Genomic DNA, 21,549 nt, shown 5'->3' with positions numbered 1-21,549 from the left:
TATTATAAGTATTTTTCTTATTTATTAAAGAACACAATATTACAAAAAGTTTTAATAAGTAGACTATTTTAAAAGCAGCTTATTCTTTTTTTGATAAAAAAGCCCGAATAGATTTATTCCTTAAAAGGTTTGGCTAACAGCAAGCCTTTCTTTATTTTTAGAATCTAAACTTTAGTATGAAAAATTATTTGTATTTCCCATTATTTGCTTTTTTTGTCATTTTAGTTTCTTGTCATAAAAAAAGTAATTCTAAAATAAAACTTGAAAAAGGAATTTCTTTTGAGTTGGCAAAATACAGAAAACAACAAATTACTGAGGTTACCTACAATTTAGATTTTAAAATCCCTAAAGAAAAGCAAGATCCAATAGCTTCTAGACTGCAAGTTAACTTCACTTTAAATGATTTAAAAAATGATGTGCTGTTAGATTTTAATGAAGCCACATCAAACTTAAAATCAATCAAAATAAATACGAACGTATCAGAAATTAAACACCAGAAAGAACATATCATTCTTGATAAAACAAAACTGAACGTAGGCAAAAATACGGTAGAAATAGTATTTGATGCTGGAGAAACATCTCTGAACAGAAATAACGAGTTTTTATACACTTTATTGGTTCCGGATAGAGCAAGCACCTTGTTTCCTTGTTTTGATCAGCCGGATATTAAAGCCAAGTACAATTTAAAAATTACAGCGCCGGCAAACTGGAAAGTTTTAGCAGGAGGTTTTGAAAAAAGCACAAAAGAAGAGGGCGATTTTACGGAACATACTTTTGCGACGTCAGATGTCATGAGTACCTATTTATTTTCTTTTGTAGCGGGCGTTTTTAAGGAGGAAACTAAAAACCCTGGTGCGTTTGATATGCGCTTCTTGTACAGAGAAAATAATAAGGAAAAGATAAAAGAAAGTGTCTCTGAGGTTTTTAAAATTCATCAAAATGCGCTTGAATTTTTAGAGGCTTACACACAAGTGAAATTTCCATTCCAAAAAATGGATTTTGCAGCAATTCCGCCTTTTCAATATGGAGGAATGGAGCATGTTGGCGCTATTCAATATCGGCAATCTTCCTTGTTTTTAGATAAAAACGCCACGCAAAACAGAAAGTTAGGCAGAGCAAAATTAATTGCACACGAAACTTCGCACATGTGGTTTGGCGATTTGGTGACCATGAAATGGTTTAATGATGTTTGGATGAAAGAGGTGTTTGCTAATTTTATGGCAGACAAAATTATCAATCCTGTGTTTCCTGAAGTGAATCATACCTTAAGTTTTATGATGACGCATTACCCAAGTGCATATTCTGAAGACCGAACAAAAGGTACGAATGCCATTCGTCAATATTTAGGAAATTTAAAGGATGCAGGTTCTATTTACGGAAGAATTATTTATAATAAAGCGCCAATTATGATGCGCCAGTTGGAGAATTTGCTGGGCGATGCTGTTTTTCAAGAAGGAATTCAAGACTACATAAAAACGTACCAAAATACGAATGCAGATTGGAATGAATTGGTCTCAATTTTGGATGAAAAATCAGCAGGGGAAATTAAAAATTGGTCTGATGTTTGGGTAAATTCGTCAGGAAGACCCATTTTTTCGGAAGAAATTGAATACAATGAAAAAGGGAATGTAACCAAATTTATCATTCATCAAAATGCAGAAGATGGTTCTAGAAAAGTTTGGACACAATCTTTTAAAATTCAACTAAAAGACGCTAGAGGATATGTAAAAAACATCAACATAAAAAATATGGGTAAATCTTTTGATATTACTGAGGCAACATTAGATTTTAAACCAGGTCAGGTTTTATACAATACAAACGGATTTGGGTATGGCGTTTTTCCTATTTACAAAAAAGAAATAGGAAATTATAAATACATCAAAGACGAGGTTTCAAGAGGCTATCAATTTATTAATTTGTATGAAAATATGCTGATAGGGAAGGTTACTCCTTTAGAAACTTTTCAAGTGTATTTAGGGGCGATTAAAGTGGAGAAAAACGAGTTGATTAGCAATTATGTGTCAGGAAGACTTCAAGCTATATTTTGGACTTTCCTTACAGAGAAGCAACGGAAAAGCATTCAGCAGCAAACAGAAAGCGAAATTTTTGGGTTGTTAGAAAAAGGGTTTCCTAAAAATATTAAAAAGACCTTATTCGGATTGTATCAGGCTATTGCTATTTCAAATCAAGGAAAAGAAAATTTATATCAAATTTGGAAAGAAGAAAAGACAATTAAAAACCTCTTTTTAAACGAAGATGATTTCACCTCTTTAGCCATGAAGTTAGCGATTTTTAAACATCCAAAAGCAACAGAAATTCTAGAAGTACAACAAACTAGAATTTCTAATAAGGATAGATTAGAACGTTTTAGGTGGTTGTTGCCTTCAGTATCTCAAGATGAAATTGAAAGAGATGCTTTTATGAGATCACTTTTACAAAAGGAGCATAGAGAAAAAGAATCTTGGGTACAAGTGGCGTTGAATAATATACATCATCCGTTGCAGCATGCATCGTCTACAAAATATTTAAAATCTATTTTAGAGAAGTTAGAAGAAGTGCAATTGACGGGCGATATTTTCTTTCCAAAAGGCTGGTTGGCAAGTTCCATCGGAAATTACTCATCAAAAGAAGCTTTTGAAATCTTGAATAGCTTCTTAAAAGACCATCCAAATTACAATCCGATTTTATTAAAAAAGTTGTTACAAACTACAGATAATTTAACGCGAGCTCAAAAAATTAAGAACTAAAATGAAGGTAGCTGAAATAAAATCAACAGAAATAAAAAACCTAGACATTCTTGCCAAACAGGTTGTAGAAGGTTTTATAACAGGAATTCATAAAAGTCCGTTTCATGGTTTTTCTGTAGAGTTTTCTGAACATAAATTATACAATAATGGCGAAAGTACACGGCATATAGATTGGAAATTGTTTGCAAAAACAGAAAAACTATACACCAAAAAATATGAGGAAGAGACCAATTTGCGCTGCCATATTATTATTGATAATTCGGCTTCGATGCATTATCCTGTGGTAAAAACGCAAACCGTAGAAAATTTAAATAAAATTGGTTTTGCGGCGGTAGCAGCGGCTTCTTTAATGGAGATTTTAAAACGACAAAGAGATGCCGTTGGCTTAAGTGTGTACTCAGATTCTTATGAATATTATGCGCCAGAAAAAGGTAGTGAGCGCCATAGAAGTATGTTATTGCATCAGTTAGAAAAGTTGTTAATTTCTACATCTAAGGCTGCCACAGAAACCTATCAATATTTGCATGAAATTGCAGAAAAGATGCACAGACGCTCTTTAATTTTTCTTTTTACAGATATGTTTCAGACCACCAAAGAAGATGAGGCTTTATTTGAAGCTTTAAGACACTTAAAATATAACAAACATGAGGTGGTTTTGTTTCATACCTATGATGGAAAAACAGAATTAAACTTTAATTTTGACAATGCACCGAAAAAATTTGTAGATGTAGAAACTGGCGAAGAAATAAATGTATTTGCGGAAAATATACAGCAGAAATATGCTGAATTGGCGTCTCATTATTTTAAGGGATTAAAAAACAAATGCTTACAATATAAAATTGATTATGTTCCTGTTGATATTCACCAAGGATTTAACGATATTTTGACAGCATATTTGCTTCAAAGAAAAAAAATTAAATAATTTTTCATTTTCTGTTTGCATATCTAAAAATGTGTGTTATATTTGCACCCGCTATAAGCAACGGTTTGGTAGTTCAGCTGGTTAGAATGCCTGCCTGTCACGCAGGAGGTCGCGGGTTCGAGTCCCGTCCAGACCGCAAAAAGCATCTCATATGAGATGCTTTTTTTATTGCATTTTACTTCAAAACCTTACTATCGGATCAATTCAAAAATTTGTAGGATTTAGTTAATTTGCAGAGATATTATACCAATTTATATGTGTAATGCCGTGTAAGTAAATTGAAGTATTTTTTGGTTCATTGAAATTAAAAAACAATTAGCGTAGCCTTCGTTACGGTTATTTTTTTTAATAAAAAGTAAGCGAAAAAGAAACGATTTATTAAGGAATTATATGTCTAAAATGGTATTAGACACTCCAGAATTGCTTTTTTAATGCCTAATAAAAAATCAGGAGCTTCTATTTATTCATATGTAATTTCAATAGATTCTTTGGAGTCCTTAACAAACATCAACTTCTATAAAGAGTTAGATAGTAACTTACAGCATAAAGTGGAAAGTAATAAAAGTATCAAGGAGTTTATTTCAAATTAAAAAGGTGTTTAATTTAAACTCTGAAGATGGCAAGTAGAATTATTCTTTAAATGGATAAAACAACATCTAAAAGTGAAAACTTTTTGGGGCAGATCAGAAAACGCTTTGCGAATACAAATCAATGTAGCAATTGCAACATATTGTTTAGTTTCAATAGTCTCAAGAGATTTACAAATAAACCGTTCAAATTATGAAATTTTGCAAATTTTATCAACATCATTAATTGATAAAACACCTTTAAATGAGTTACTTATGAAATCAGATTACAATAATGTCAATGAACAAAATACTAATCAACTGGTTTTCAAATTATTTTAAGTGGACACTAGTGGATAGATTACATAAATAAGCAGCAAACTTCAATTTGGTGAACCGCCGTATACGAGACCCGCTTGGTTTATGCTGAGCGCAGTCGAAGGGTACGGTGGTGTGAGAGGCGCACTGGCTACCTTTGGTAGTTAGCCGTCTACTACTCGATTGTGGTGTCGTTTTTTTACGCTGATACTGGTTTTACGTTGATTTGTCCGCCAATGGCTTTCAAAACTTTCATTATTGTTCCAAATTGTGGTTTTGCTCCGTCGGACAATGCTTTATAAAGACTTGGTCTACTCATTCCAGTTTTTTCCGCAATTTTTGTCATTCCGATTGATTTTGCAATATGTCCAATTGCAACCATCAAATCAGAGCTGTCTCCATCTTCGAGAACTGTATTGAGATATTCAGCAATCATTTCTTCGCTCTCCAAATAATCCGCTATGTCAAATCTTGTAGTTTCCATTTCAATCATTTTTTATTTTGTTCCAAATTTTTTTCGCTTTTTCAATATCCTTTTGTTGAGTCGACTTATCTCCGCCGACTAGAAGAACGACTATTTTATTGTCTTTCTCTTTAAAGTAAACTCGATAGCCTTTAGCGTAATTAATTCACATTTCGCTAATTCCGTCTCCAACAGGTTTACAATCTCCAAAATGTTCATCTGTTTCGAGTTTCTGAATTCGGAAGAGGATTTTTGCTTTTGCTCTTATGTCCTTGAGCTTTCTAATCCACTTATCAAATTCAGTTGTTTTTTCGGTAACTATCATTTAAGTCGTATCCATTTAGATACAAAAATAGTCAAATATTTAGATTAATCAAACAGAATATCATCTGTTTCGAGCGGTCTGTGAAAATGCACCACAACGGCTAGGCTAAGCGTAGTGCGGTAATAAGGAAACTTTTCGTTTCCGTCTGCGCACGAAGCTAAAGCTTTTGGTTTAGTTTTATTTTTTCTTGTCTAAAGCTAAATCCCAAAGATTTAGCGACACTATAAATATACACAGACCTTTCGGTTTTGCCCTAAAGTCCGCATTACGTTTAGCCATTGTGTGTGCCCAGCATGGGCGTCTTTAATTTATCGAAAGATAAATAATTAATCTAGAGGGTGCAAGTCCCTTATGGGCAAGGGTAACGCTTTGAACCATTAGTAAGTCGCAAGGTTGTTAACCGCGAGGTTAGAACTGAAGGAAGCGGAACTACAAAACTCGGTACTGACCCTTCGACTACGCTCAGGACAGGCCAAGCAGAAACCGTACCTGCCTGTATTCTATGATTAAACCAGCCAAGAAATGTTAAAGTTATCAACAATTTTAAGCAGCATATTTCATGGTGTCTATATAAGGCTCTTTTCTATTAACAACCGCGAATATTCTTGATACTAATTTGTTTCTTATTATATTTATTGTACTCATTTTATTCTTTCCTTCTGCTACTCTTTTTTCATAGTAAATTCTCATTTCAGCATTATGTTGGATACTTGTTTTTGCACACAAATCAAGAAGACTTTTTATTTTTTTATTTGCCAGATTACTCACTTTAGTTTTACCTCTTATACTAGTTCCAGATTGATTTTGAAATGGAGCAATACCAGAATAAGATGCAAATTTTCGATGGTTTTTGAACTTAGTAAAGTTAGCTGTGTATGCTATCATAAACAGAGCTGTCTGAGATCCGATACCTTTAATGGATGTTATTAGCTTATAATTATTTAGCATGCTTTGGTTACTCTTTAAAACATCCATCATTTCATGTTCTACTTCTTGAATTTGTTTAGTCAAGTAGCTAATCATTTTCTGCTGAGTGGATAGGAGTGTTTTATTATCTTTTTTAACAAGCACACGCTTTTGTTCTTTAAGCGAAGCTTTAAAACCAGCTCTTTGCTTTACTAACCTCTGGCGGAGAGAAAGAAGGTGCTTAAGGCTTTGTTCTTCCTTACACGAAAGCTTTGTAGGTGTAATCTCATCTCTCATTCGATAAGCATATTTTGCTATCTTTTTTGCATCTGCTTTATCGCTTTTACCTCTTGTCATTCCCATTGATTGTTTAATTTCAAGACCTGGAACTAGAAAAAAAGGAATGTGTTTTGATGCTAAATAAACGGATAAACCATCAGAGTAAAGTCCAGTGTGTTCAAACACAAAAATGATGTTCTCTTTTGGTAACTCAGAATTCTTGTAAGTCCAATCAACCAATTTTTTGTAGCCTTTTTTGTCATTTTGAAATTCACTTTCAATTTGACTGGAATGGATTCTTGCATCGAAAGTTAATTTGCTCATGTCGATGCCAACTGTGTCTTTAATATTCATAATTTTATAAAGTTTAAAATGGTTACCTTGACTAACACCTTTATAAGGTAAATTCTAGTATTCTATTTGGTCCTTGTAACCTGGTTAATAAAGAACGAGGACTAATACAGGCAATAGGTCATTAATCTAGCCGACAGAAAAGTTCACCCCGTTCTTTTTTATGTATTTAGTTATCAACAAAATTAGAGTTATTAACAAAGAAAAAAAGAAGCAAAAAAAGAAAGATCAATTCAATTATGATTTTTTTTAAGTTAATATTTTTGTTTTACAAATCTAAAGGCCGGCAGGCAGGTACAGAGGCATAAGTATTTGGGTAAGCAAGCACATCATTGTAACGCCCCACGAACACTAAAAAGGTACTTATGTAGATACGGCAGGAATTGAGAGAAAGAAGATGCCATTACCTGGGGAGGTCTCTAGAGCTACGAGTTGGCTGTATAGAGAAGTCAGCAGAAGTCATAGTACTTGCAGGAAATGAGGAGGGAAAAACCCTCACGGTCTCACAAGTAAGGAAGGACAGAACATTAAATTACGTTGCAATTCGACTAGGAGGCATTGCTAGCCTAGTCTTAGGGCAACAGGAGTAAACAAATTATTTAAAACTATGATTGCCCAAGTATTAGAAGCTACGAATCTTTATAAAGCAGCACGTCAAGTTCTGCGCAATAAAGGAGCAAGTGGAATAGACAATATGTCTCATCAAAAACTCCCTGAATACATTAGGGAAAATAGGTCAGAACTACTGCTATCCATTTGTAATAATAGCTATGTACCACAAGCAATTTTAGGAGTAACGATCCCTAAAGGAAAAGGTAAAACTCGACTTTTAGGAATACCAACGGTAGTAGATAGGTGGCTACAGCAGGCAGTAAGTCAGCAATTAATGACTAAGTTCGAATACGAATTTGAAACCTTTAGTTACGGATTTCGCCCACAGAAGAACATCCAAAAAGCAGTACTACAAGCCCGGCAATACATCAATGATGGCTATCAGGATATTGTAGATATTGACTTAAAAGGATTCTTCGATGAAGTCGACCATTGCATCCTACTACAACTTATTTACAACAAAGTACAATGCTCAACCACCTTGTGTTTAATCCGGAAATGGCTTAGAGTTCCCATATCAATACATGGAAAACTCCATAAACGCCGAAAAGGAATTCCGCAAGGCAGTCCAATAAGTCCCTTACTGTCTAATATTATATTAGACGTTCTGGATAAAGAAATGCAAAATCAAGGTTTACGATACGTTCGCTATGCGGATGATTTTAGTATATATGCTAAAAGCAAAAGCGAGGCAAAACGAATAGGAAATAGCATTTATTTGTTTCTTAGAGACAAATTAAAACTACCTATAAACAAAGCCAAGAGTGGTATACGCAGACCTGTAAATTTTAAATTGCTAGGACACGGTTTTGTGCCAATCTATAAGAAAGGTATAAAAGGGCAGTATCAACTAGTAGTAAAACAGGCAAGTTGGGAAAAGTTTAAGCGCAATCTTAAAAGTTTAACCAAGAAAACCAAACCAATGTCTTTATTAGAAAGACTCGAGCGACTAAATCAAGTTTGCAGGGGTTGGATGAATAATTACCGATTAACAAACATTTATGCTAAACTTAAAAAGTTGGATGAGTGGTTGCGAAATAGGTTACGATATTGCATTTGGCACGATTGGAAAAAGCTAGAGAGGAAACGTAAAAATGGCATTCAATTAGGCATCGAAGAAGGACAAGCGTATGCTTGGAGTAGAACAAGAATGGGAGGTTGGGCAGTAGCCCAAAGCCCTATACTTAAAACTACAATTACCCTTTCTAGGCTTAAAAGAAAAGGTTATAAACCAATGATAGATTACATAAATAAGCAGCAAACTTCAATTTGGTGAACCGCCGTATACGAGACCCGCTTGGTTTATCCTGAGCGCAGTCGAAGGGTACGGTGGTGTGAGAGGCGCACTGGCTACCTTTGGTAGTCAGCCGTCTACTCGATTGGCAACTGGCTTTTTATTTTTCAGTTGTCGTAAATTCAATCAAATATGGTTTCAAAGGAATACTTCTTTCTGTCCTAAAATTGTTTCCGATTAATATTTGATATTTTTTATTCGGTTCTAATTCTACAGGTATTGTCCAAGAAGTATTATCTTCTCCCCAACTCCGTCCATTTAATGTTCCTTTTGGGAATGCGTCTTTTCCTAATTCTCCAAAATCTACACTCGTATTTTGTCCGTTTAATGGCTCTGAAAATTCAATTGTTATTTCTTTAGTTTTTGGACTTACGTTTTGGCTTTTGTTTTCAAATTGCTTAATTCTCTTAACGGTAGGACGTTTACTCTCAAATGTTTGATAAAGCTTATCTAATGATTCAGAAAAATAATTAGCTTTTTTAACAAATTCTTCAATTTCGTTTTCGTTAGTGTAATCCAATTCAATCATTTTTTTTATGGCTTCAGTTTTGTTTTCAGATTGATTATAATAATTTTCACAAATTTGATATCCTACAGAATAGCCTAAATCTCTCATTCCAAATTCGTTTGGGTCATTTCCATCTAACCATTTGTAACGGTTATTAGGATAGAACATTTCTTTTTCAAATACTTCTCTAATTCTTTGAGCATTTTCTTTTCCAAACTTAATTTGAGGATTAGGTGATGAAACTTCAAGAGCTTTTGTTGCTACAAATTCAGCTACACCTTCGTAAAGAGCTAAAGAAAGAAGATTAAATGCTCTTGGATTTTGTTGGGTATGAACATATTCGTGTAAATTTAAAAACACAAGATGTTTGTTTGGGTTGGTATTAAAATAAGATTTTAAATGAGATAAGTTTTCTGGAAATTCACTTGTTTCTGTTTTACTATCTGCCATTGAAAGTTCAGAGCCAATAAGGACTAAACTATCGATTGTAGTTCCTGGTGTTCTAAATGAGCCAATAGAAAAATATATCTTCGCTGGTTTTAATTCAGGATAAAGTGTCTTTAATTTTTTTATTCCATTTTCCAATTCAGAACCCAATTTTTCTGCTTGCAAGGTGTTTTCTCTAATAGAAGCCCAAAATTTTGGGTAATTATTAATTGATGTTATGTAATCTTGTGGTGTATAATTTCTTGCTTGCCTAATTCCTTTTAAACCTACAGTTCCATTTTTAAAGTATAAACTATCGAGATATTTGTATTGTAAAATGGAATCTTGAGTAGAAGATATTTTATCTTATGCTTTCCAAAAATTTGTAATATCTGAAGTGATGATATTCTTATTTGATTCATCAGTTTTTTTTTCACACCCAAAAAGTGTAAAAGTAAAAAGTATTATTAAAATTGTATTTTTCATTGGTTAGTGTTTCATCTAAAGACTATGGCTTTTGAATTTTGTTACAGTTTTCGGTCAAGCTTGTTGCCAACGGCAGACTGTCTCAAAAAGCACCTAATTCACCTTAAAAAAAGTGTCTAAATATTCGATTAAATAATTGATATTCAGTATATTTATACATGGAATATTTACAAGGAGAACTCAGAGGACAAACTGTACTTTTTAAAACTTGCATAGACGATATGGTACCAGAAGATAATACTGTACGTCTAATAGATCAGTTTGTCGATTCATTAAACCTAGAAGAAATGGGGTTTAATGTTCTAGCATCTAAAGGCAGACCGCCTTATAATCCCGCAGATTTACTGAAACTTTATATCTATGGTTATATGAACCGGATGAGAAGTTCTAGAGTGTTAGAAAAGGAATGTCGACGTAATATTGAGGTTATATGGTTAATGAAAACCTTAAAACCAGACCACAATACCATTGCCCGATTTAGAAAAGATAATCCTAAAGCTATAAAGCGTGTATTTAGATATAGTGTTGAGTTGGCCAAGAACTTTAATTTAATTGGCGGTGTTTTGATAGCTGGTGATAGCACGAAGCTCAGAGCACAGAATAGCAAGAAAAACAACTACAATAAAAAGAAGATAAAACGTCATTTGGATTATATCGACAAGAAGTTAGAAGAGCATAATGCAGATCTTTCCAAAGCTGATGGTGATAAGAAAGAAGAAATAGAAAAGCAAATTAATAAGCGTAAGAATCAACGCCAGAAATATGAGGCTCTTCAAAAAGAACTAGAAAAAGACAAAACTACAGAGAATCCTCAAATTTCAACCAGTGACCCCGAAAGTAAACATCAAATTGTAAGAGGATCAATAACAGAAGTATGCTATACTGCCCAAACTACTGTAGATGCAGAACACAAGTTACTAATTGACTATAAAATCACCAATAAGAATGACAAAAAAGCCATGGGTGATATGCTCAAGCGAGCTAAAGATATTTTAAAATCTAATGAGTTTACTGCGCTCTATGATAAAGGTTACCACACAGGAAGCGAATTCCACACAGCAGATCAACTTGGTATAAAGACTCTAGTAGCGATTCCAGCAATAGGCAGAAAAAGTCAAGCGCCAAATCCAGATTATAATGCAGAATATTTTGTTTACAACAAAGAAGAAGATACTTATACGTGTCCAGAAGGTCATACTTTAAAAAGCAATGGATCACATTATAAAGGTAGAAATTACACCTTTAAACAATACAAAACCAAAACTTGTAAAAGCTGTCCGGTTAGAGAGCAATGCACTACTTCAAAAGCTAACGGAAAGGTTATTCAACGTAGTCAATATACAGAGCATATAGAAAACAATGCCAAACGTATAAAAGAAAGTGGAAACCTCTATAAAAAAAGACAGGCTTTGGTAGAACATCCTTATGGAACGATAAAGCGTGGTTGGGGTTTTGATCACATCATGACCAAAAAAGGTATTATAAGAGCCAGTGCAGACTTTGGATTGATAGCTTTAGTTTATAATCTAAAACGAATTATGAATATAGTCAGTTTTAAGGACTTATCGGATAACTTTAAAAAGGTAATAGAGGCTTTATTATCGGGTATTTTTAGCATATTAAAGCCATATAATGCTGTTATAATAAAAATTTAAAGTCTTAAAACGTATTTGAGTAAAAGAGCAAAAATCTCAATTAGTTTTCAAAAAATACATTTAAGAACTCTTAAAATTGATAATTTTGGGTATTTTTGAGACAGACTGACGGTTTTGTGTAAGGAAAGTTGCGTTATAAATGAGCGTTTACTTTCCGATTTATAAATATATAAAATTAGAAAACAATGAACAAAATGAAAGCAATAATTAAGCAATTTTTTTTACACGGTGTTGGCAACCGTTTTTTTCAGTCCGCCTTTGATAAATTCAAACTATTTTTAATTACTCACGACTTTTGGAAGTTAATGTGCTATCTAACTTTTTTTCTATGGGTAATAAATTCAATTTTACTATGGAATCATATTTTCTATTTAAATTCTCAAATTCAGACTCTGAAACATTAGGGAATATTGTTTTATAAGTTCCATAAGAACCAATACAGCTAAAAACCATGAAAAGTATTAAATATAATTTCCTATCGTTTGGAATAGTTTTGGGTTTTAAAGATTCTAAATATTCCGTTCCTAAAAACTTTATTTTACATTTATCAGGCTTGTCCGAATTTCCTGAACTTACCCAATTCCCACTAATTTTAACAGTTGGTGGATGTCGTTCTGTTTCTATAAATTCGCGTTCTTTTAAATCCTTTATTACACTTTTTAATTTCTCTTTTTTTTCCTCTATTCCAGAAATGTCAATTAATTTACCATTATTGTTTTCTGATAAGTGTTTTAATATTTTATACTCTAAAGTTTCTTTCATTATTTTAAAAAATAAGTTTTATCTAAAATATATAATATGATACCAATTATAACAGCTATTATAGCAATTCTATTACTTAATTCTAAACCTTTCCAAAAGAAATAAATATCAGTAATTATGAAGTATTCAACAGCTTTTAGTTTCCATTTTCTTCTCTTATGTTTTATAAAACCTATAATTCCGACTGTTTTAAATTCAAATACATCTTCCATATTGTATTTTCCAATTCTTTCTTCTTTTGGTTTTATTTTTTCAATATGGAATTTAACTATTTTCAAATTTTCAGATTATGAGTGAGTAATGGTTGCCAACGTGATTGTATATGGAAAGTTGCGTGTTTGTGTGCGAGGATTTTCCGAAGGAAAATCAGAAGCTAGCAAACGAGCAACTTACTTTGGTTTAACTAAAACTAGCAATTTTTTATATACGGTGTTGCCATTTCGTTGTTTTTTCTTTTACTTAAATTCAGTCGCGAGTTTATTTTCTTAAATTTAAAAGTCCGATTATTATCATTGGAATACTAAACGGTATCATAAATGCCAAAAGTCTTTTGTCAGGAATATAGAAATATAGAAAAGATGTAGAAATTAGGAAAATTATTATTTCTCCATAAATTGTTTTCAATTTGTATTTTCTTGAAAATGCACCTATTATAATCGGAATAATTATTCCCAATGCAATTCCTGAAATCATTATTCCAGAGATGTATAATCCAGATTCTATTCCATTTGTATAACTCACAATTATAAACAATGGAATAACCCAAAGAAACCAAGAGTTGTTTTTAAAAACAGACTTTAATTTATTCCGTTTAATTTCTGCTTTATTCATAGTTTATCAATTCCGTTTGAGTGAGAAACTCCGCAACTTGCTAAATTCCGTATAAAGTTTGGTTTTAAATTCAGAATCCGATTCCGTAAACAAGCTAAAAATTCAGATGTCATTTTCATTCCGAATTTGAGTGAGATTTTAGTTTTTCTTTTTGTTCTTTAATTAACCTTAAAAAAACTAATGTAAAAAAAGCATAAGAAATTATATTAGAAAATGGACCATTACTTAAATTTTCAAAATCAAGTTCGCAAATACTTTTTATTAAAAGAATAATACTAACTAATAATGCTAAGTAGTATAAAATTTTCTTATTACTTTCTTTCATTTTTTTCAGTTTTGAGTGCGTTCCGCAATGAATGGCAACGGTCTAGGCTATGAGTAGTTGCGTGGATTAGCACTTAACTTTGCAAGTACACACCAAGTTGGAAATTCCGAAGGAATTTCTAAAGTAGGCGAGAACAAGCAATTACTTATAGCCATTGTTGGCAACAGTTATTTTGTTTGTTTTTTAATCCATTTGCTTATTTCGCTCATTGCTATTACAGAAAAGGATTCGTTAAGTTTTTCATATTCATCTGGCTGACCAGTTTCACAAGTTTGGAATAAATGATTTAGATTTTGCAATTCTTTTATTGTTACATTTTTATTGCCTGAACTTTCTAAAATTCTTTTCCATTCTGGTAAGTTTTCAGAAGCCAAAACTTGCAAATCTTTTGTTCCATTTAGAGCTAGAACTGGAACTTGAACTTGCTCAATATATTTTTTAGGATTGTACCTTAAAAAATTTACCATCCAAGGTCTTAAAATACTATTTACTTGAGCATTAACATATTCATCATAAGTCATATTTTCAGGCTTATCAGGGTCATTTAAGGACATTTTTTCAATGTATTCAGTCATTTTTTTTCTCAAGGTATCTCCGTCTTTGTAAAGATTGACTATCTCAAAAGCATCTCGATTTAATTTTTGATTTTTATTGACTTCTGATTTATCTGTACCTGTTGCTAAAGCAATAGCTTTTTGTTGCGATAATAATATTTTGTCGCCAGATAAGCTCGGTCCTGCTAAAGAAACAATAAAAGCTACATTTGAAGATTGAGAAGCGACTATTGGTGCAATTAAACCACCCTCGCTATGACCAATTAAACCAATTTTATTCTTTTTAATTCCTTCTCTTGTAAGCAAATATTCAATTGCAGAAGTTACGTCATTTGCAAAATCAAAAGAATTGGCTGAATCGTAATTACCTGTCGATTCTCCTACTCCTCTTTTGTCATATCTCAAAACAGCAATTCCTTGTTTTGTCAAGTAATTCGAAATATCTAAAAAGGGTTTGAAATTTCCAAATTCTTCATTTCTATTGTGTTCTCCATTTCCACTTATCAAAACTACCGCGGGAAAAATTCCATCTTTGCTTGGTATTGATAGTGTTCCAGAAAGTGTTATGTTATCCTTAATGTTTTTAAATGTAATATTTTCAGAAATTGGATTTTCGTATACCTTTTCTTTTTTACATCCCGAAAATGAAATCACTAAAACTAAAAGTATTATTTGGTAAATATTTTTGGTCATCATTTTATATTCTTTCTTACAAGACGATCGATATACAGGTTTGTTACTTCTTTTTTGGTAACAGTATTTATTCTTTCAGATAATCGTTTGCCTCGACATAATCAAAATCTGGTGAATCTGTAAATAGTTGTCTTAATTGCCAAACGTGTCCTGAACCATAGATAAGCAAAAGTCTTTCTTCTTTATCAAAATTTGTAAAATCGTATGCATTTGCAAAAATTCTCAGATTTCTCCTATACCACCTTGCAACTGCATCGGACCCTATATAAGTGTCTCCAGCACCTTCTAAAACAACTTCGGTAAGGTAGGCTTGATGGTCTTTTAATCTATTTTCAAGTTTGTTATCTAAGGCTAGATGTTCAGTTAACGTCTGAACAGACTTTAACGAATCACTGAGTTCATAAAACGAATCGTAATCATAACGCTTGCTTTTTTCATATTGCCCTTTGGCTTTTAAATAAGCATTTCGGTCATAATTGTCCCAATCCAATTCAGCTCCGAACCAATCTGCGGAAGCATCGGAACAATAAATTTTATTATGGCCTAATTTTTTTGCAAGCTTGAAACCAATTTGATAGATTTCATTTTTTTTATCATCAAGCTTAAATGACCCATTAAGATAATTTTGATATTGTACATTCGTAATACTGTCCATCTTTATTCGAGGCCATTCGATTAAGATTTTGGTTGGTTTATATTTGGCAATTTTATCTAAAAGAATATCTAATTCCTTTTGCCTTTTTTCTTCGAGAATATTAAAAGCGAATTTCTCCTTATAACTATCTAAACCAGGATTATGAAAATGGAAAACACCTAAAACCATAGCTCTTGTTTTGTGCTTACCAATAAATGAATTTGGTACTGAAATTGAATTTATTACCTCTGATTTTTTATTTTCTTGTATTACTTTTTCGACCTCTTTTTTACAAGAAGAAAATAGTGCTAACATTGTAATCCCATAAATCAGATTTTTCATTTTAAAATATGTTTTGTTTTACAAAAAATTGAATTTGTGTTCGACTGTTGCGGTTTTGGAATATTGATGCCAAGATGTTTATATATGGTTTGTTGCGTGTTTTAGTCACCCAATCTAGCAAATTAAAACCGAATAGAAAATCCGCGAGTGTTTACGTAAGTAGGCTAGAACAAACAATAACTTATTGCCATTGTTGTAAGGCGTTGTTTATTCGGTTCACAAATTCATTTTTCTCGTCAACGTGTAAGGCTAAATTCTTGTACTTACGTTTAATTCCGTATAATCCTGTCAGTTCGTTTTCTTGCTTCAACCTAATAATGATATTGTGGCTTTCTAATTCTCCCAAAAATGATAGTTTGCGTGTTTCCTTGTTGAGTTCTATATCTTTTGACGAAATCTCAATATTGTCGATACTATTTAAATCGATAGTTGTTTCGTTCATTATTCCATATTTCAGATACAGTTTTTTATCTTTAATTAATATTGGTCTTTTAGACAATGATTTTAGAAAACCAAGAAGCTGAATTCCAGAATAAATGCTCAAAAAAGTCAAAATCCAAGCAACCGTATCATTCCATTTTTGAAGAAGAATGTGCAGAACAACAGTTTCTACAGCAATAACGAAAATTATTGCAATTAGTAATGAAACTGTTCCACTGTCTTTATGGTAAGAGAATTCATTTTCCTTAAGCTTCCTTTTTTTCCAATAAATAAATCCATAATAGAAAACAGCAACTTCTGTCACTACAGGAATAACTAATCTTTTTGGAAGTATTTCGTAACAAGTGCTTTTTAGTGCCTTGAAAAAGTCAACTTCATCACTTTTATTTACTCTATATCCCTTTATTGTTATGGTAACATTATATATGATATATAACACTATCGATAACTCAACTACTGGAAACATCCAAGTCTTAAAAAGGTCTAGATAATATTGATTTTCTATCGGTAGTATTAAGGAACAGACTACCATTCCGATAATTAAAAAAGGTACGACAGTTGTCTTTGGAATACTCGTTTTTCTGAGAAGCATAAAGTAGATGACAGGGACTGTCAATAATAAGTCGAACGTAATTCCAATCGAGAGTACATCAGGATTTGTTATAAAAATCGATGATTTCGCAAGGATTATCATCATTCCAATAATCAATATTGGTATTCCAAATGTTGTTAAATTTTTATGAATGTGTAATGTTCTGTTCATAGGTTTCGTTTTAATTGTTGCCAACAATTGTATATGCGCATTGTTGATATATCGCATATATATTCTAAGTTTTAAAATTAGTCTTTTCTAGTAACCTATCCAAAGGACTTTTTATGTTTTTTTTATTTATATGAATGGTTTTGGTATAAATTTCTGTTGTTTTTGGAGAGCTATGTCCTAACATATTTTGCAAATATCTTAAGTTTATATTGTCTTCGATACAATGCGTGGCAAAAGAATGGCGAAGTGTATGCACGGTTGCCCAAGGATTGGAATCAGTTTCTTTTACAGCCTTTCTAAAGATAGCTCGAACACTAGTAGTGCTATACTTTCCTCCGGTCTGACCCTCAAAAAGCCAATAGGAGGGTTTTTCATTTTTATAATAGGCTCTCAATAATTGTACTAGATAATCAGATAAAATAGTCTTTCGATCTTTTTTGCCTTTGCTATCTTTTATAAACAAGTACCCTTCTTTCGAATGAATGTCTGTTATTCTTAAATTTAGGACTTCAGAAATTCTAAGTCCGGCACTATATATTGTCCATAAAATAGCTTTGTGTTTGATGTTTTGAGGATGTTGTAAAATTTTTAAAACTTCTTCTTTACTTAAAACATTAGGAATACTAACAGACTTTTTAGGACGCTGAATTTCATAGTATTCTCTTGGCAGTTTTAGAACATGTTCATAGTATGCCTTTATGGCGTTTATAATTTGATTTTGATAGCTTTCGCTGATTTTATTTTTTGTAATTAACTCATAAACAAAACCTTCTATTTCCTCTTTAGTTACAAGATTTATGTCTCTACTGGAGAACTTAGTCAAAAACACCGAAAACATGTTTTTGTAAGTACGAATACTTGAAGCGCTATACTTTTTTAAAACTAGGACTTTTTCCAACCTAAAAAGTTGTTCTGATGCATACTTATTTAAAGGTATTTTTTCAATTGGGGTTGGTGTTACACCATTTACTGTTTTATAATTTTTTCCAAATAATTTTTTTAACAATGTAACGTTTTCTTGGGTGTACATAATAGACCATAATTTTTGATTAGGATGCCAAAAAGTAGTGTTTAGCTTCTTAAAAGCAATCCGTAATTCCTTTAATTCATAAGGAATATATACCTTAATTCTTTTAGCATTTTTTAAAGGTTGGTAAATAATGGGTATATGTTGCATAATTTTATACTTAGAATACCAAATATAGTAGATAATAGTATGATTATATTGTTGATGTAAAGGCAGTAGTATTTTAACCGTTAAAAACGGCTAATTCACAATAATCTAAAAAACATATCTTTACAGAGACTATGAAATGTAAAATCTGTAATAAATTAGTAAAGGGAAGAAGCGATAAGAAATTTTGCTCACAACGCTGTAAAAATTATTATCATGTTAATTTAAGAAAAGTTACTGCTATTGCCGTAAAGGATATTGATACTATTTTACACAGAAATCGATCTATATTGTTAGAAGTTTTGGGGAAAAATATTTTGCAAAAAAAAGTATCTCGAATAATTTTAGAAAAAAAGAAATTCAATTTTAAATACAACACTCATTGGCATGTAAATAGCAATAATAAAACGTTTTACTGGGTTTATGATTTTGGTTGGATGTCTTTTTCGTATGATGAAATACTAATCGTGAGAAAAAGAACTCTTTAAAATATGGCCATGTAATATTGCTTGCAATTAACTTTACAGGGCGTAATTAATACCATTTTAGGCATATAATGTGGTAATAAATCGTTTCTTTTGCGCTTACTTTTTATTTAAAAAAATGACCGTACCAAGGGCTATGCTAATTCTTTTTTAATTTCAATGAATAAAAAAAGAATTAAATTTATGTACACAGCAGTATACATATAAATTGGTATAATTCTAGTGTATGCTTAATAATAATCACTCCAATAATCATCCGAACATTATAAATACACTAAAAAACCTGTTAAGTATTTATACTGAAATGAATGCAGTACAAAATACGTAACAGGTTCGTTATTTTAATTAAAAAAGAAATTAAAGATTATTCTTCTTTCCTAGGTGTTCTTGGTGCTCTTGGTTTTCTATCATCACGTCCACGATTATCTCTACTTCCTCTGCTATCTCGTCCGCCAGAACGTTTGTCATCTCTTGGTGGTCTTGCTACATAGCCTTCTGGTTTTGTTAACAATGCTTTACGAGAAACTTTTTCTTTACGAGTTCTTGGGTCTAAACCAAAATACTTCACATCAAAAATATCGCCCATATTTACAACATCAGTAACGTTTTCAGTGCGTTCCCAAGCTAGCTCAGAAACATGTAATAAAACTTCGTTTCCTGGTGCTTCCATATATTCTACTACAGCGCCAAAATCTAACATTTTAATTACTTTTACTTCATAAGCGCTTCCTACTTGAGGTTTAAAAAGCATCGACTCAATACGGGTAATTACTGTCTCAATTCCTGCCGGATCTGTTCCTAGAATTTCAATAATTCCTTCTTCGGTAACAGCGTCTTCGGTAATTACGATCGTAGTTCCTGTTTCTTTCTGTAATTCTTGAATATGTTTTCCTCCTGGTCCAATAAATGCACCAATTAAATCATTCGGTATACGTCTGTTAACCATTTTAGGTGCATGTTCTTTTACATCTTCATTTGCAGTAGAAATGGTATCCGTAATTTTTCCTAAAATATGTAAACGACCTTCTCGCGCTTGTTTTAGTGCATTCACTAAAATTTCGTAGCTTAGTCCTTTTACTTTAATATCCATTTGGCAAGCAGTAATTCCTTCAGAAGTACCAGTTACTTTAAAATCCATATCTCCTAAGTGATCTTCATCACCTAAAATATCAGATAATACGGCATATTTTCCAGATTCTGCATCAGAAATTAATCCCATTGCAATACCAGAAACAGGTCTTATCATTTGTACACCTGCATCCATCAATGCCATTGTACCAGCACAAACAGTTGCCATAGAAGAAGAACCATTAGATTCTAAAACTTCAGAAACTACTCTTACGGTATAGGGACAATTATCAGGAATCATTCCTTTTAAACCACGTTGCGCTAAATTACCGTGACCAACTTCTCTACGAGATGTTCCACGAATTGGTCTTGCTTCACCTGTACAAAAAGGAGGGAAGTTGTAATGTAAATAGAAATTTTCTTCACCTTCGTAAGATGGCATGTCTATTTTATTTGCTTCTCTAGAAGTACCTAAGGTAACGGTAGCTAAAGCTTGTGTTTCTCCACGAGTAAAGATTGACGAACCATGCACGGATGGTAAATAATCTACTTCACACCAAATTGGTCTAATTTCATCTGTCTTACGACCATCTAAACGCAAACCGACATTTAAGGTTAAATCTCTAATGGCAGCTTTTTCGGCTTTACGATAATACTCAGAAACTAAACCACCATACTCTGCTAATTCTTCCTCAGAAAAAGTAGCTTTAATGCTTTCTTTTATTTCTTTAAATGCAGCAGATCTTTCATGTTTAGAAGATCCAGCTTCTGCGATAGCATATACTTTATCGTATGCCATGTCATGCACTTTTTGCTCTAAATCTTTATCTTCTCTGGCAGCTTCGTATTCCCGAGTTTCTTTTTTACCAAATGCTTCAGCTAATCTTAATTGAGCAGCACATTGTATTTTAATAGCTTCGTGTGCAAACTTAATAGCGTCTGCCATTTCTTCTTCAGAAATTTCATCCATTTCACCTTCCACCATCATCACAGAATCTGCGGAAGCACCAATCATCATGTCGATATCAGATTCTGCTAATTGTGCTCTTGTTGGGTTGATGATAAATTCGCCATTGATACGACCAACTCTTGCTTCAGAGATTGCACATTCAAATGGAAAATCTGATAATTGTATCGCTGCAGATGCTGCTAAACCTGCCATGGCATCTGGCATAACGTTTTCGTCATGAGACATTAACTGAATCATTACTTGTGTTTCTGCTGTGTAATCTTTGGGGAATAACGGACGTAGAACACGGTCTACTAAACGCATTGTTAATACTTCGCCATCACTTGGTCTTGCTTCTCTTTTAAAGAAACCACCAGGATAACGACCTGCCGCTGCAAATTTTTCTCTATAATCTACCGTTAATGGTAAAAAACCAAGATCTTTTTGTTCATAATTGGAAACTACTGTACACAACATCATACATTTTCCGGATTGTACAACAACACTTCCGTGGGCTTGTTTTGCTAATTTTCCCGTTTCGATAGAAATTTCTCTACCATCACCAAGGTCTATAACCTCTCTAAATACTTTTGGAATCATAAATTTTAATGCTAATTTTTAATTACTAATTGTTGCTGTGTTGTTGTCTGTTGTTGCAATGGAAATACAG

General features: G+C 32.5%; 18 protein-coding genes, 1 tRNA gene and 1 pseudogene. 8 read left to right on the top strand and 12 right to left on the bottom strand.

Translation table 11 applies throughout. From position 1 onward, the window contains the following. Positions 1-176: 176 nt before the first annotated feature. The 5 genes and pseudogenes from K8354_RS12835 to K8354_RS18915 form a co-directional block, all read left to right on the top strand. Entirely contained in the window at positions 177-2,747 is a 2,571-nt protein-coding gene (locus tag K8354_RS12835; RefSeq protein WP_223440509.1) for a M1 family metallopeptidase, read from the top strand. A 1-nt stretch (position 2,748) separates the two neighbouring features. Next, complete coding sequence (locus tag K8354_RS12830; RefSeq protein ID WP_223440507.1) at positions 2,749-3,669, top strand: DUF58 domain-containing protein; 921 nt, start codon at positions 2,749-2,751, stop codon at positions 3,667-3,669. A 62-nt stretch (positions 3,670-3,731) separates the two neighbouring features. After that, positions 3,732-3,805, top strand: a tRNA-Asp gene (locus K8354_RS12825). Between the two features lie 295 nt (positions 3,806-4,100). Further along, the gene (locus K8354_RS12820) at positions 4,101-4,259 is read left to right on the top strand and encodes a hypothetical protein (RefSeq protein WP_223440498.1); all 159 of its coding nucleotides are present in this window, start codon (positions 4,101-4,103) and stop codon (positions 4,257-4,259) included. Positions 4,260-4,283: 24 nt separating this feature from the next. Then, positions 4,284-4,380, top strand: a pseudogene (locus K8354_RS18915) (transposase); the annotation flags it as partial. 372 nt (positions 4,381-4,752) lie between these two features. Here K8354_RS18915 and K8354_RS12810 read toward each other — a convergent pair. Both K8354_RS12810 and K8354_RS12805 read right to left on the bottom strand, forming a co-directional pair. Next, positions 4,753-5,037 carry an addiction module antidote protein gene (locus K8354_RS12810; RefSeq protein ID WP_223440496.1) on the bottom strand — a complete coding sequence of 95 codons (285 nt, stop codon included), beginning with the start codon at positions 5,035-5,037 and terminating at the stop codon, positions 4,753-4,755. Between the two features lie 847 nt (positions 5,038-5,884). Continuing rightward, on the bottom strand, positions 5,885-6,880 hold the full coding sequence (locus K8354_RS12805; RefSeq protein ID WP_223439360.1) for an IS110 family RNA-guided transposase: 996 nt from the start codon (positions 6,878-6,880) through the stop codon (positions 5,885-5,887). A gap of 604 nt (positions 6,881-7,484) precedes the next feature. On the opposite strand from K8354_RS12805, the gene ltrA reads away from it, so the two are divergent. Continuing rightward, positions 7,485-8,765, top strand: a complete 1,281-nt coding sequence (gene ltrA / locus K8354_RS12800) for a group II intron reverse transcriptase/maturase (protein ID WP_223440495.1) — start codon at positions 7,485-7,487, stop codon at positions 8,763-8,765. 118 nt (positions 8,766-8,883) lie between these two features. Here ltrA and K8354_RS12795 read toward each other — a convergent pair whose 3' ends face one another. Next, positions 8,884-10,056, bottom strand: coding sequence for a gliding motility protein GldB-related protein (locus K8354_RS12795; RefSeq protein WP_496559643.1), 1,173 nt, complete (start codon positions 10,054-10,056; stop codon positions 8,884-8,886). Positions 10,057-10,361: 305 nt separating this feature from the next. On the opposite strand from K8354_RS12795, the gene K8354_RS12790 reads away from it, so the two are divergent. After that, a complete protein-coding gene (locus tag K8354_RS12790; RefSeq protein WP_223440491.1) occupies positions 10,362-11,858 on the top strand; it encodes an IS1182 family transposase in 1,497 nt (498 codons plus the stop codon). Between the two features lie 282 nt (positions 11,859-12,140). Here K8354_RS12790 and K8354_RS12785 read toward each other — a convergent pair whose 3' ends face one another. From K8354_RS12785 to K8354_RS12750, 8 genes are all read right to left on the bottom strand, one after another. Next, the gene (locus K8354_RS12785) at positions 12,141-12,620 is read right to left on the bottom strand and encodes a hypothetical protein (RefSeq protein WP_223440489.1); all 480 of its coding nucleotides are present in this window, start codon (positions 12,618-12,620) and stop codon (positions 12,141-12,143) included. Then, on the bottom strand, positions 12,620-12,898 hold the full coding sequence (locus tag K8354_RS12780) for a hypothetical protein (RefSeq protein ID WP_223440487.1): 279 nt from the start codon (positions 12,896-12,898) through the stop codon (positions 12,620-12,622). Before K8354_RS12780 ends, K8354_RS12785 begins: the two co-directional genes overlap by 1 nt. 199 nt (positions 12,899-13,097) lie before the next feature. Next, the gene (locus K8354_RS12775; protein WP_223440485.1) at positions 13,098-13,451 is read right to left on the bottom strand and encodes a hypothetical protein; all 354 of its coding nucleotides are present in this window, start codon (positions 13,449-13,451) and stop codon (positions 13,098-13,100) included. A gap of 115 nt (positions 13,452-13,566) precedes the next feature. Continuing rightward, positions 13,567-13,776, bottom strand: a complete 210-nt coding sequence (locus tag K8354_RS12770; protein ID WP_223440483.1) for a hypothetical protein — start codon at positions 13,774-13,776, stop codon at positions 13,567-13,569. A gap of 167 nt (positions 13,777-13,943) precedes the next feature. Next, positions 13,944-15,026 (bottom strand): alpha/beta hydrolase family protein, encoded by a 1,083-nt coding sequence (locus tag K8354_RS12765; RefSeq protein ID WP_223440481.1) that lies wholly within the window; start codon positions 15,024-15,026, stop codon positions 13,944-13,946. Positions 15,027-15,090: 64 nt separating this feature from the next. Then, complete coding sequence (locus K8354_RS12760; RefSeq protein WP_223440473.1) at positions 15,091-15,999, bottom strand: DUF5694 domain-containing protein; 909 nt, start codon at positions 15,997-15,999, stop codon at positions 15,091-15,093. Positions 16,000-16,180: 181 nt separating this feature from the next. Continuing rightward, positions 16,181-17,260 carry a hypothetical protein gene (locus K8354_RS12755; protein ID WP_223440471.1) on the bottom strand — a complete coding sequence of 360 codons (1,080 nt, stop codon included), beginning with the start codon at positions 17,258-17,260 and terminating at the stop codon, positions 16,181-16,183. A 7-nt stretch (positions 17,261-17,267) separates the two neighbouring features. Next, positions 17,268-18,380 (bottom strand): tyrosine-type recombinase/integrase, encoded by a 1,113-nt coding sequence (locus K8354_RS12750; protein ID WP_223440469.1) that lies wholly within the window; start codon positions 18,378-18,380, stop codon positions 17,268-17,270. A 131-nt stretch (positions 18,381-18,511) separates the two neighbouring features. On the opposite strand from K8354_RS12750, the gene K8354_RS12745 reads away from it, so the two are divergent. Continuing rightward, on the top strand, positions 18,512-18,865 hold the full coding sequence (locus K8354_RS12745; RefSeq protein ID WP_223440467.1) for a DNA gyrase inhibitor YacG: 354 nt from the start codon (positions 18,512-18,514) through the stop codon (positions 18,863-18,865). A 361-nt stretch (positions 18,866-19,226) separates the two neighbouring features. On the opposite strand, the gene K8354_RS12740 is transcribed toward K8354_RS12745, so the two are convergent. Further along, positions 19,227-21,479, bottom strand: coding sequence for a polyribonucleotide nucleotidyltransferase (locus tag K8354_RS12740; protein ID WP_223440465.1), 2,253 nt, complete (start codon positions 21,477-21,479; stop codon positions 19,227-19,229). Positions 21,480-21,549: the final 70 nt, after the last annotated feature.

The organism is Polaribacter litorisediminis, from assembly GCF_019968605.1.
Lineage (GTDB): Bacteria > Bacteroidota > Bacteroidia > Flavobacteriales > Flavobacteriaceae > Polaribacter > Polaribacter litorisediminis.
Note: the sequence above shows the minus strand (reverse complement) of the source record. Positions and strands in the feature narration are given on the sequence as shown.